The organism is Flavobacterium sp. JAS (assembly GCF_020991455.1).
GTDB lineage: Bacteria > Bacteroidota > Bacteroidia > Flavobacteriales > Flavobacteriaceae > Flavobacterium.
The window spans coordinates 89,864-103,470 of sequence record NZ_JAJMOX010000011.1; the positions used below are offsets into that span (position 1 = coordinate 89,864).

Genomic DNA, 13,607 nt, shown 5'->3' on the forward strand with positions numbered 1-13,607 from the left:
ATTTCGGATTTTACTTTAGATAATAACGATGACAAAACAATTTTACTATGAATAAATCCAAAAGCTCAAGTGTCTTTAATACCAATTTTACAAAATCAGTTGCATTACCAAGTTTAACCATAATTATTGCTATTTCATTGTTTTGCGGTTTTTTTTCGAAAGAAGCAGAACAGTCGCTTAATTTTGTGAAAGATATCATATTTAAGAACTTAAGCTGGCTTTACGTTTTATTGGTAACTGTTTTTGTTTTGTTTTTGATCACATTAGCCATTAGTAAATTTGGGAAAATCAAATTAGGAGCAGATGATTCCGAGCCCGAGTATTCTTTTTTTTCCTGGGTCGCCATGCTTTTTGCCGCCGGAATGGGAATTGGTTTAATGTATTTTGGAGTAGGAGAGACCATGTCGCATTATGCAACGCCGGCAAATGCTAATCTGGCTGAAAATTTGCGAGCCAAAGAAGCCCAATTGTACACTTTTTTTCATTGGGGTTTTCATGCATGGTCCATATATGGAGTAGTAGGTTTGTCTCTTGCTTATTTTGCGTACCGTCATAATTTACCACTTGCCATTCGAAGTGGCTTTTATCCAATTCTAAAAAGTAAAATTCATGGAAGGTTCGGGAATATTGTCGATGTTTTTGGTCTGTGCAGCACTTTCTTCGGAATTGCGACTACGCTTGGTTTTGGAGTCGTTCAGTTAAGTGCTGGATTAGTGAGCCTTGGTGTAATTCCGGAATCTAGCTTTAATTATCAAGTTGTGATTGTTTTGATAGTGATGGTAATTGCTGTTCTTTCGGCAATTTCAGGTTTAGGAAAAGGAGTTAAAAAACTAAGCGAGTTAAACATCATTATGGCCGTTTTATTAATGTTGTTTATATTGATTGCAGGACCTACAATTTATATTCTAAGTACTTTTACAGAAGGCTTAGGACATTATATCAGTCATTTTATATCACTAACATTTAATACATATGCTTACGAAAAAGGAAGCCAGGAATGGTTTTCAAAATGGACTATTTTATATTGGGCATGGTGGATTTCCTGGGCGCCTTATGTAGGTTTGTTTATTGCTAAAATTTCTAAAGGAAGAACAATCAGAGAGTTTATTCTGGCTGTATTATTTATTCCGGCATTTTTTAATTTTCTGTGGATGACCGTTTTCGGAAGCAGCGCGGTGTGGATTGATGAGCACGTAGCACATGGAGCGTTAAGCGAATTTGCTAAGAATCCCGATACATTATTGTTTAACTTCTTTACGTATTTCCCACTAACAACTTTCTTAAATATTTTATCAATTCTGATTATTTGCGTGTTTTTTATCACTTCTGCCGATTCAGGAATTTTTATCATGAATGGTATTGCGTCTAAAGGTGCTGTAAGTTCACCAAAATGGCAAAGTGTTTTCTGGGGTGTTTTATTATCACTTTTATCTTTAAGTTTATTGCGAACAGGAGGTTTAGCTTCTCTTCAAACAATGACTTTAATTACGGCTTTACCCTTCGGAATTATTATGGCACTGCTGTGTTATAATTTATGGAAAGCACTGGTTGTAGATAGTGAATATAGCGACAAAAAATATTCCCACGGGAGTTTAAATTGGAATAATAGCAATTGGAAAGAACATTTAGAAAAGATTGTAACGGTTTCTAAAAAGAAAGATATTCATAAGTTTTTGAATGGAACTGTGAAAAAAGCTTTTGAAGAATTATTGGTCGAACTGGCTAAGAATAATATTGAAGCCACTATAAATTCCTTTTCTTCTCCGCAGCAAGCTGTTGAGGTAGAAATAAAATACGATCAGTTGCGAAACTTTAAATATGGTGTAATGGCTCAGGCACAGACTGTTTCAGAAACCTTCATTAAAGAAGAAAATACACCGGATATTGATGTTGAGGTAGTCTTTTTACCAATTACTTATTTTGGGGATCACCGTATGGGTTATGACATTCAATATTTGACTAAAGACGGCATTATCTCTGACGTTCTAAGAGAATACGAGCGTTTTCTAAATCTAAGTTCTGAAGGAGATCATGATTTGATTATGAAACCTAATAGTTAATTGTTAGCTGTGAATTGTGAAAGGTTAAATGTAAAAAGTAAACACTGTATGAGTTTTGATCTAAGCGTAATGTTTAAATGAACTTACATAACTTATATGGTAAAATGACTTTACGGTAAAAAATAGAATAAATAAACCCGCACTGTTTCGGATTAGTGCGGGTTTAAACAAATTAAAAGCTAAAAACTATTTTTATATTAGAAGCAGTATTCGTTTTCTGCAACTAATTTAGATGTAATAACCTCTCTTAAGGCTACTACATTTGGATTGTTTGTGTATTTTGTGAAACGTTTAAGTCCCATTAACATCATGCGTTGTTCGTCTCCTTCTGCAAAAGAAATAATTCCTTCTTTTCCTCTTGAGTTAACAATATCTACCGCTTTGTATAAGTATAATTTTGCCATAGCAATTTGCTCTTGTACTTTAGCTTCACCTTGATTTTTGGCTAATTTTTCAGTTCTAAGAATAGTACTTTCAGCCATGTAGATTTCGATTAAGATATCAGAAGCAGCCATTAATAACTGTTGGTGAGCATCTAAATCCGGTCCGTATTTTTGAACAGCACTTCCGGCAACCATCAAGAAAACTTTCTTAAGGTTAGCAATGATTCCTTTTTCTTCAGCAAATAATTCAGAGAAATCTGGAGTATCAAAAGATGGAATTCCCATTAATTCTTCAGAAACTTTCATTGCTGGTCCAAGTAGATCAACGTGACCTTTCATTGCTTTTTTGATCAACATACCTACAGAAAGCATTCTGTTGATTTCGTTAGTTCCTTCGTAGATTCTAGCGATACGAGCATCTCTCCAAGCACTTTCCATTGGAGTATCTTCAGAGAATCCCATTCCACCAAAAATTTGAATTCCTTCATCAGCACAAGCTTGTACGTCTTCAGAAACTGCAACTTTTAAGATAGAACATTCGATAGCATATTCTTCAACACCTTTCAATTCAGCTTCTTGGTGCGTTGTTCCTTCAGCTTCACGAGCAGCGATTCTGTCTTCAATATCTTTTGCAGCACGGTAAGAAGCGCTTTCTCCGGCGTATGCATTAGTTGCCATTTCAGCTAGTTTAGAACGGATAGCTCCAAAAGATGAAATTGCAGTATTAAACTGAATTCTTTCGTTAGCATATTTCACTGCATTAGTAGTAACTCTACGTTGTGCATCTAAACAAGCAGCAGCTAGTTTAATACGACCAACGTTCAAAGCGTTCATTGCAATTTTGAAACCGTTTCCTCTTTCAGACAACATGTTTTCAACAGGAACTTTAGTATCGTTGAAGAAAACCTGACGAGTAGAAGAAGCACGAATTCCTAATTTATGCTCTTCTTCATTCATAGAAATTCCGTTTGACGGATCGTTTTCTACGATGAAACCAGTAATATTTTTATCATCTCCAATACGAGCAAAAACGATGAAAACGCTACAGAAACCTGCATTCGAAATCCACATTTTTTGTCCTGTGATAGAGTAGTATTTTCCATCTTCAGATAAAACCGCTTTTGTTTTTCCTGAGTTAGCATCAGATCCTGCACCTGGTTCAGTTAAGCAATAAGCTCCAAACCATTCTCCAGAAGCCAATTTAGGAACGTATTTTTTCTTTTGTTCTTCAGTTCCATAAAGAGTAATTGGCATAGTTCCAATACCTGTATGTGCACCAAAAGCAGTTGAGAAAGATCCTGTAGCACCAGAAATGTAATCGCAAACTAACATTGTAGATACGAATCCCATTCCTAATCCACCGTATTCCTCAGGTACTGCAACTCCTAAAAGTCCAAGTTCACCAGCTTTACGCATAGATGATTCTGTATAAGCGTAATCCTTTTTCTCAAAACGATCTTTATGCGCCCATAATTCTTTGTCAACGAACTCTTTTACAGAGTCACGCATCATTAACTGCTCTTCTGAGAAATCTTCTGGTGTAAAGATATCTTCGCATTTTGTTTCTTTAACTAAAAACTGACCACCACGGGTTACGTTTTTTTCGATTGTATCTGCCATTGCTTTTGTTTTTTGTATGTTTTTATATTTTTATAATCGAATCTCCAATCATTTCGACGAAGGAGAAATCACATCCAGTATTTCAACACAGTGCGTTCTTAGCGCGTGTGATTTCTCCTTCGTCGAAATGACAAAAAGAGACGTATTTGTCTTAAAGAACCTCGTAAATCCCCGCAGAACCTTGCCCTGTACCCACACACATCGAAACAATTCCGTATTTGTTACCTCTGCGTTTCATCTCGTCGAATAACTGAACAGAAAGTTTAGCACCAGTACATCCCAGAGGGTGTCCTAAAGCGATCGCTCCACCGTTTACGTTTACGATATCAGGATTTAAACCTAACTCGCGAATTACAGCCAAAGACTGAGAAGCAAAAGCCTCGTTTAATTCCACCAAGTCGATATCTTTTAATTCTAAACCAGCTTGTTTCAACGCTTTTGGAATTGCTTTTACAGGACCAATACCCATGATTCTTGGCTCAACACCAGAAGAAGCAAAGTTTACCAATCTTGCAATTGGCTCAAGGTTTAATTCTTTAACCATGTCTTCACTCATAATTAGAACAAAAGCAGCACCATCACTCATTTGAGAAGAGTTACCTGCAGTTACACTTCCGTCAGCAGCAAAAACCGGTCTTAAACCTGCTAAAGCAGCTACAGAAGTTCCAGCACGTGGACCTTCGTCTTGTTTTACAACATATGATTTAGTTTCTTTTTTTCCATTTTCATTGATGAAAGTCTGTTCAACAGTAATCGGAACGATTTGTTTGTCGAATTTACCTTCAGCTTGCGCTTTCAAAGCTTTCATATGAGAGTTGTAAGCAAACTCATCCTGATCTTCTCTAGAGATTTTGTATTGGTTTGCAACCGCTTCAGCAGTTAAACCCATTCCCCAGTAATAATCTTCGTGACCTGCAGCTGCAACTTTATAATCCGGAGTTGGTTTGTAACCTCCCATCGGAATAAAACTCATACTTTCAGCTCCACCAGCGATAATACAATCTGCCATTCCTGATTGGATTTTAGCAGTTGCCATTCCGATAGTTTCTAATCCAGATGCGCAATAACGGTTTACAGTTACCCCAGGAACGTCTTCTACTTTTAATCCCATTAAAGAGATCAAACGTCCGACGTTAAGTCCTTGTTCTGCTTCCGGCATGGCATTTCCTACCATAACGTCATCGATACGTTTTTTGTCAAAATCTGGCAGTTCATCCATCATAAACTGAATAGTTTCTGCTGCTAATTCGTCAGGTCTTTTAAATCTAAAAACCCCTTTTGGTGCTTTTCCTACCGCAGTACGGTAAGCTTTTACGATATATGCTGTTTTCATTTGTTTTTCTTGTTTAGATGAAAGAAGAAAGAGTCAAGAGAAAAGACTTTTCTTGTTTCTTGCTTCTTGTTTCTAGTTTCTTAATGGTTTTCCTTTAGTTAACATATATTGAATTCTCTCTAAAGTCTTACGCTCAGTACAAAGCGATAAGAAAGCTTCACGTTCGATATCTAATAAATATTGTTCAGATACTAAAGTCGCTTCTGATAAATCACCACCAGCCATCACATAAGCCAGTTTGTTAGCAATTTTTTTATCGTGCTCAGAAATGTATTTTCCAGCTTCCATTTGATCCGTTCCAACTAAGAACATTCCAAGAGCTTGTTTACCTAAAACCTTAACATCAGTTCTTCTGATAGGTTGAGTGTAACCCGCTTCAGCCATTAACAAAGCATGTTTTTTAGCTTCAGCGATCTGACGATCTTTGTTTATTACAATAACATCTTTACCATGTTGAAGAAGTCCGGTATCAAAAGCCTCATAACCAGAAGTCGATACTTTTGCCATAGCGATTGTTAAGAAATACTCTTGAAGAACGTTCAATTCCACATCATTTTTGCGGAATAAATCAGAAGCTCTCAAAGCCATTTCTTTAGATCCACCACCACCAGGAAGTACACCAACACCAAATTCAACTAATCCCATGTAAGTTTCTGCAGCTGCAACCACTTTATCAGCATGTAAGCTCATTTCGCATCCACCACCAAAAGTCATTCCGTGAGGTGCTACTACAACTGGAATAGAAGAATAACGAACGCGCATCATAGTGTCCTGGAACATTTTAATTGCCATGTTCAATTCGTCGTATTCCTGCTCAACTGCCATCATGAAAATCATTCCGATATTAGCTCCAACAGAGAAATTAGCTACTTGATTACCAATAACTAAACCTTGATATTCTTTTTCAGATAAGTCGATTGCTTTATTGATAGCCTGAAGTACATCGCCACCAATAGTATTCATTTTAGATTGGAATTCTAAGTTCAAAATTCCATCTCCTAAATCTTGGATAATTGCACCGCTATTGCTCCAAACTTTCTTGCTTTCGCGAATGTTGTTCAGAATAATAAATGAATCTTGTCCAGGAACTTTAACTTGTGATTTTGTTGGAATGTTATAGAAATAAGTTGCTCCTTCTTTTACAGAGTAGAAGCTTTTGCTTCCAGAAGCTAACATTTCAGTAACCCACGCAGCAGGGGCTAAACCTTCTGCTTTCATGATTTCGATTCCGTTTTCGACACCAATGGCATCCCAGATTTCGAATGGACCATTTTCCCATCCAAAACCAGCTTTCATCGCATCGTCAATTTTGTATAATTCGTCTGAGATTTCAGGAATTCTGTTTGACACATAAGCAAACATTCCAGCGAAACTCTTACGGTAGAATTCACCCGCTTTGTCTTTTCCTTTCACTAAAACTTTAAAACGATTGATAGGTTTATCGATAGTTTTTGTTAGTTCAAGTGTAGCAAAATTTGCTTTTTTAGCAGCACGGTATTCTAATGTATCTAAGTCTAAAGAAAGAATATCTTTATCTACTTTTTTATAAAAACCTTGACCAGTTTTGCTTCCTAACCAATTATTCTCCATCATTTTTGTGATGAAATCAGGAAGTTTAAATAATTCGTGTTGTTCATCTGTTGGGCAGTTTTCATAAATACCATTGGCAACGTGTACCAAAGTATCTAAACCAACAACGTCAACTGTACGGAAAGTAGCCGATTTTGGACGACCAATTACCGGACCAGTCAATTTATCAACTTCTTCAATCGTTAATCCCATTTCTTTTACCAAGTGGAACAAACTCTGAATACCGTAAATACCAATTCTGTTTCCAATAAACGCCGGAGTATCTTTAGCAACAACCGAAGTTTTCCCTAAGAATTTAGATCCGTATTCGTTTAAGAAATCCAATACTTCAGTAGAAGTTTTTGGACCAGGAATAATTTCAAATAATTTTAAGTAACGCGCAGGGTTAAAAAAGTGAGTTCCGCAGAAGTGTTGTTGAAAATCTTCGCTTCTACCTTCGCTCATAAAATGAATCGGAATACCAGAAGTGTTTGAAGTAACCAAAGTTCCTGGTTTACGGAATTTCTCGATTTGTTCGAATACCAGTTTTTTAATATCCAAACGTTCAACTACAACTTCAATAATCCAGTCAACATTAGCAATTTTTGCCATATCATCAGTCGTATTTCCAGTCGTGATTCTGCTTGCGAATTTTTGACTGTAAATAGGAGACGGTTTCGATTTTAATGAATTCGCTAAGTGCTCATTTACGACACGGTTGCGAACAACTTTACTTTCAAGCGTTAATCCTTTTTTAGTTTCAGCTTCTGTCAACTCGCGTGGTACAATGTCAAGCAATAAAACTTCAACACCAATATTGGCAAAATGACAAGCTATTCCTGAACCCATAATTCCGGATCCAATTACAGCAACTTTTTTAATTGTGCGTTTCATATTTGTTAATGTTTGTTTTTGTTTGAATTTGAAAGTACCTTATTAATTAAGGTTATTCATTTCCTGTTTTTTCTGTTTGATTAAATATGTTTTTATCGTGAATAAGTTCATTTATGATTTCCGAAACTTCGATAAAATGTTTCAGCTTTTCATCCGAAACATGTTTTCTAACCGTTTCATTAAATTTCAAAACTGTATTCTTAGATAATTCTCTTTTTTCTTTTCCAAATTCGGTCAGGTAGATTAAAACACCGCGACCATCACTTGGGTTTTTTTTGCGAACAATTAAACCTTTATCTTCCATTGATTTCAATGTTCTTGTAAGGCTTGTGGCTTCCATACCCATTCTTGGCCCTAAAGCCGTCGATGGAGTTCCATCTTCCTTATCAATACTCAAAAGTGCAAATCCAGTGGCCATAGTGGCATCGTATTTAGCAGCTTCCTCGTTATACATTCTTGATACGGCTTGCCATGTAGCTCTCAAAATATAATCTATTGTTTTGTCTTTCATAAGTAACTATATCGATTTCAAATATAATCAAAAAATACTATGCATGCATATTATTTTATCATAAATTTTTGGTTATTTAAAAAATTCCCCTGAAATAGAGGGGTTTATGGTTAGTTTTTAATTGAAATATACTATTCTTTTTTGAGATTTTAACAAATTTTAAGACTTTGAAAGCGTTTTTTACTTTAAAAAGTCTTCAAAATTCTTCTTTATGTAAAAAATCTTATAATAAAGTGCGAATAAACTTTACTCTTCATATCGTAAAATCGCTTTCTGAAGGATCTTTTTCATGCGATTCCGGAGATTTTCAGGACGTAGAACCTCGATTCCATCTCCAAAACCCAGAATTATGCGTTCCATTTCATAATTTGGAGAAATAAACAAATGAACCACAATACTCTTATCCTCATTCTCCTTAATCAGCCTTTGTGTATGATGCAATGGTTTGGTCAAAACATAAGGCGCATTGGCAGCATCAATCCAGAGTTCAATTTTTCTGGGTTGTAAACCCGAATTTACCGTCACGCCAATAATATTCTGATAATATACATCAGCATCAAAATCCTCCTCTATATAAGGAAGGTTAAAATCGTAGTCGATCGAAATGATTCTGTCCAATGCCAAATTCGTAATGGGTTGAGAACCTTTAGTTTTCCCAATCAAAAACCATCGATTATTGAATTCCTTTAAAATAAAAGGATGAAAATGGAATTTAGTTTCCTCCCTCGATTTAAACGATTTATAAGTAATCACCAGCACAACCTTCTTGATAATCGCCTGATAAATCTCATCCAGATAATGCAGACCCTTTAATCCTTCGTTTTTATCCAGATAAATAACAGGCTTCGTATGCGATTTCTCCGAATAGATTTTATCCTCCAAACGCTGTAAAATATCCGATACATCATTAAACAACGAAAAGTCCTTAAACTGCTTCAACATCGAAACCGTTTCTGTCAAAACATTCATATCCGTTTCTGTCAGCGGAATATCCGTAATCGTAAATTCGTCGTCCTCATATTTATAGAACTTCTTATCATAAACCACAATTGGCGCGTTATAACCCAGTTTTTCACTTCGCATCAGCTGAATATCCATTTGGATTGTTCGTTTACTAATCGGGTTTTCACGGCCTTCATATTCAAACAAAGCTTCAGAACAACATTCGATCAGATCCTCCAAAGTCCATTGCCGATATTTATTTTGTAGACATTTGTCTATCGTTTTGTACCGTATTAAGGCATTCTTGTTTTGAGACATATTATTTTGTTTTTGCTCGCAAAGTCGCGAAGTTTTTGTTTCTCGCAGATTATGCAGATTTGAGCAGATTTTTTTTAATCATTTTAATCCTTTAATCTGTGGCATAAAAAAAACTTGGTGACTTCGCTCCCGATAGCTATCGGGATTGCGCGATTAATTCAGCTTAGTATATTTTGGGCGTGTTTCGCCGCGGCGAATCGGGCTTTCGGCTTTATCTTTTGTTCCGTTCCACTTTACAAAAGGATATCGCCTCTATGCCTCACGCGTTTACGTCAAGAACAAAACCTCCCTTTCAATATTAAATCTCGCTTTCTTTTCATACAAATTCCTAAATTCATCCGTTTGAAAAATGAACTCATACTCCAGAAAATGTTTCAAAGCCTTTGCGCGTCCCGGTTTATAGAGAAAATCAGGATAAATGCGATATTCCTTTCTAATCTGTTCAAAGTAAATTTGATATTCCGACCAATCTCTGGCGAGAATCTTTAAATCAAAATCAATCAGCCAATTAATATCTTCAACCGTATTATGCTGATGCAGTTGCGTCGCACAAATTATATCAAATACTAATTTCGAATTAAGATTAGAATCTTTCGGCAGAATCTTAACCGCAAACTCGGCACTTTTGAGTTCATTATCTTTTTTACTGCTTATATAGATGTAGTCATGATAAAAGATCGAATACAAAACCTCATTTGGGAATTTGAGATTATCAAAATACATTTCAAAACATTCAATCATATCTTTAATAAGCGTCAGATTATGATAATGTCTAGATTTTTTAGAATATGCCTTTTCTAAATCAAACCATTTTTTTTCAATTGCTTTTTCATCAAAGCCAATATTTGCAAGCAATTCGGTATATTTTTCCTTTAGATTCATATTCTTGTTTTACTCAAATATAGAATTCTTTTTTTACTGCGCAAAATAATTGCGTAGTGGTTTTGAAATCTTTGTAATGTCAAAACGAAAGGCCTTGTAGCTTAAAAGGAAAAGCCTACAGAAAAATACGAGCTGTAGAGTTTGCGGATATTCCGGTTAGACCCGAGCGGACTAATGGGTAGAATTTACAGAAGCACCGAAATCGCTAAGGAAAGTAGGGAAGCGTATTTAGAGCCGCAATGCCCGAAAGGGAATATGAGTTCGAATCTCATCAGGGTCACAAAAAAATAAAGATTTTTTTACTGCGCAGAATAATTGCGTAGTGGTATTGAAATCTTTGTAATGTCAAAAAGGAACAACAAGTTCATTGAAATAAAAAATTGAGTTAACAAGGTCAAGTATAAGTTACTTCGAAAAACTTTCCACGTACACACTTATACCATTACCGGTTAACGCAATTTAAATTGAAGCAGTAGCTCAGCGGTAGAGCAGGTAGTTTTGAAATTATCCTTAAAAGGTCAATCTAAACTTACTTCTTACACTTTTAATGTCCGTGTCGTGGGTTCGAATCCCATCTGCTTCACTATTAATGGTCAATTAAAACTTACTTCAGAACACGGCTAATTTCGGTTCGAATCCGAACATAGTTTTAAAATCATCATTAATAAAATGAGGGTCAAGATTAGCTTACTTCTGGGGAAACCCAACAAACTGTCACTTTGAATTAGCTAATTCATTACACTCAGATTTAAGGTCAAGTGTTTCTTACTTCAAATCTTTTAGGTAGAACTAGAAACACAATTATCTAAATTTTAAAAATTAAAAAAAATGAAAACAAAAGAATTATTAAAAATCAGTCTGCGTCAAAACGCAATTTTCATTCCATCAGAAATGATTGCGAATGACATTAAAAATTTATCAGGAACAACATCGGTTTTATTAGCCAATGTTTCAAAACTAGGATTTACATTTTCTGAATCGTTATTACACGCTTTAAACAATGTAAACCCGAATTATAAAGTTGAGGTTTTAGAAGTTCTAAGAGAAGTTTTAGGAACAGATAAAAACTGGACACCATTGGTAAAAGAATGGAATGTTCCAACAGGAGAATCTGTTTTGGACCATATAATCACGTATTTCGGAAATATTTTCCAGACTAAAAACGGAACAACTTTACAATGCGGACACATTATTCCAGATAATACTTTTCCTTTAGAAAGATATAATGGATGTCCGTTTTGCGGAACTCCATTTGAATTCGGTAAAATCGAAAACTTCGGACAAGAAAGCAAATTAAAAATGCTTGAATTGTGGACAGAAAAAGAATTGGAAGATTTCTACAAGTCATTGTTACAATCTAAAACTGCTTTAGACGCTACGCAGGTAGAGAGTTTAAAAACAGCGATGAAATATTTGGCTTTGCCAAAAACAGATATAGCAATGAAGGAAACTTTAATGCTGGTAATCGATCTTTTGATTGAAAACGGTAAAGAAGACGAAGCGTCTCAATTTTTAAAAACGCCAACAGATATCTTAAGATACTTATGGTATAAAAATACCGGAATGCTTCAAATTATTGAGCCAAAAACGATTGTGAAACGAGTATCAAAAAATGCGCAGCATTTTCACCATGTTCTAAATACAAGCGCGCAGGCGAGAGTTGCCTCTCAAAAAGATTTGAAACTTAAATATTCCCGAAAAGAATGTTTGATGGTCGCATCCTGGTTGAATAATATGGATATAGAAGTGGAAGCAATGTGCGAAATCATGCATCCAAAAAGAGGAATGTGGGTTCGTTTTATCCGAGCATTGCGTTTGGCAGAATACAGCAAAAGAAAAGGTTTTGAAAAATTAGCTTTTTTAATGGATGTATTTTACAATCAGGTTTATGATGTTTGGCAAAGTAAAGTAAACACTTCAAGATTAAAATTTGATGCAGATAAAACATTTGCATTATTGAAACAACGTCCGGGATTGTTTGCACGTTCGTTATTTTCGAATATGCTATGGTTTGGAGCCGAAGAAACAATTGCACATTTTGAAGAAATCATCGATAAAGTTCCGGCTCGATTGGTGTTTACCTTAAATATGTATGCTCAAAATTATTTTGATAAAAACATGCAGCGAAGCGTGAAACCTTTGGGCGGAACAAACAAGCGAGTTGAACCAAACGGTTTATTAAAATTGTACGAAGATTTTCAGTTGGAAGAAATGAAAAACCAAATCGAAAAATTATGTCTTTTGGCCATGAAAAAACGATTTGCAGCAGTTTCTAACACAAACAAAACAATGTATATCGATCCGCAATTATTTAATATTCCGGTTTCTATAGGAGATCGAAGTGATACCGTTCAGGATTTGCCAGTTGCTTTAATGGGAACACGTTTCCCAATTGAAGGAAACGAAGTGCGATTGTTTATGCAATGGGGAAAGGATTTGCCTGCACAGCATTTAGATATGGATTTAAGCTGTCATATTGCTTACGAAGACAAGTCGGATATCTGTTCTTTCAGCCGATTGACAACCACTGGATGTCAGCATAGCGGTGATATCAGAAGTATTCCGAATAAAATTGGAACAGCTGAATATATCAACATCAACATCGACGAATTGGCGAAAGCCAATGCAAAATTTGTAACTTTTACTTGCAATGCATACAGCAACGGAAGTATTACGCCAAATTTGATTGTTGGTTGGATGAACAGCAAATACCCGATGAAAATTTCGGAGCGAACAGGTGTGGCATACGATCCGTCGTGTGTAGATCATCAGGTTCGTGTAACGCAGAATGTGGCGAAAGGTTTGGTTTTCGGAGTTTTGGATGTAGCCAAAAGAGAAATCGTTTGGTTAGAGATGACCTTCGGAGGACAAGTTGTTCAAGGTTTGGATTTTAAAGGAGTTCAGGCGTTGTTATCAAAACTAAACAGCAAATTGAACATAGGTAGTTTGTTACAACTTAAAGCGGAAGCCCAAGGTTTAACAATTACCAAAGATCAAAATGCCGATGAGGTTTACGATGCACAATGGGCAATAAATGCTGCGGCAGTTACGCAATTATTAATTGATTAAATTTAAACCACGGATTCTTAATTGGA

Annotated in this window: 8 protein-coding genes and 1 tRNA gene; 3 read left to right on the forward strand and 6 right to left on the reverse strand. The window is 35.7% G+C overall.

Annotated features, from left to right (window positions below; all coding sequences use genetic code 11):
• Positions 1 to 47 precede the first annotated feature (47 nt).
• Positions 48 to 2,060 carry a BCCT family transporter gene (locus tag LPB88_RS17335; RefSeq protein ID WP_230716904.1) on the forward strand — a complete coding sequence of 671 codons (2,013 nt, stop codon included), beginning with the start codon at positions 48 to 50 and terminating at the stop codon, positions 2,058 to 2,060.
• 197 nt (positions 2,061 to 2,257) lie between these two features.
• Here the strand turns inward: LPB88_RS17335 and LPB88_RS17340 are convergent, their stop codons facing one another.
• The 6 genes from LPB88_RS17340 to LPB88_RS17365 form a co-directional block, all read right to left on the reverse strand.
• Complete coding sequence (locus LPB88_RS17340; RefSeq protein ID WP_230716905.1) at positions 2,258 to 4,063, reverse strand: acyl-CoA dehydrogenase family protein; 1,806 nt, start codon at positions 4,061 to 4,063, stop codon at positions 2,258 to 2,260.
• 151 nt (positions 4,064 to 4,214) lie between these two features.
• Positions 4,215 to 5,396 carry an acetyl-CoA C-acyltransferase gene (locus LPB88_RS17345; protein WP_041515965.1) on the reverse strand — a complete coding sequence of 394 codons (1,182 nt, stop codon included), beginning with the start codon at positions 5,394 to 5,396 and terminating at the stop codon, positions 4,215 to 4,217.
• A gap of 72 nt (positions 5,397 to 5,468) precedes the next feature.
• The gene (locus LPB88_RS17350) at positions 5,469 to 7,859 is read right to left on the reverse strand and encodes a 3-hydroxyacyl-CoA dehydrogenase/enoyl-CoA hydratase family protein (RefSeq protein WP_230716907.1); all 2,391 of its coding nucleotides are present in this window, start codon (positions 7,857 to 7,859) and stop codon (positions 5,469 to 5,471) included.
• A 52-nt stretch (positions 7,860 to 7,911) separates the two neighbouring features.
• Complete coding sequence (locus LPB88_RS17355; protein ID WP_230716908.1) at positions 7,912 to 8,370, reverse strand: MarR family winged helix-turn-helix transcriptional regulator; 459 nt, start codon at positions 8,368 to 8,370, stop codon at positions 7,912 to 7,914.
• 246 nt (positions 8,371 to 8,616) lie between these two features.
• Positions 8,617 to 9,630 (reverse strand): YafY family protein, encoded by a 1,014-nt coding sequence (locus tag LPB88_RS17360; protein ID WP_230716909.1) that lies wholly within the window; start codon positions 9,628 to 9,630, stop codon positions 8,617 to 8,619.
• A 267-nt stretch (positions 9,631 to 9,897) separates the two neighbouring features.
• The gene (locus tag LPB88_RS17365) at positions 9,898 to 10,512 is read right to left on the reverse strand and encodes a hypothetical protein (RefSeq protein WP_230716910.1); all 615 of its coding nucleotides are present in this window, start codon (positions 10,510 to 10,512) and stop codon (positions 9,898 to 9,900) included.
• Positions 10,513 to 10,978: 466 nt separating this feature from the next.
• Between LPB88_RS17365 and LPB88_RS17370 the strand changes: the two genes are divergently transcribed.
• Together LPB88_RS17370 and LPB88_RS17375 are read left to right on the forward strand one after the other, a co-directional pair.
• Positions 10,979 to 11,095, forward strand: a tRNA-OTHER gene (locus LPB88_RS17370).
• 245 nt (positions 11,096 to 11,340) lie between these two features.
• A complete protein-coding gene (locus LPB88_RS17375) occupies positions 11,341 to 13,581 on the forward strand; it encodes a hypothetical protein (RefSeq protein ID WP_230716911.1) in 2,241 nt (746 codons plus the stop codon).
• The last annotated feature ends 26 nt before the right edge of the window (positions 13,582 to 13,607 follow it).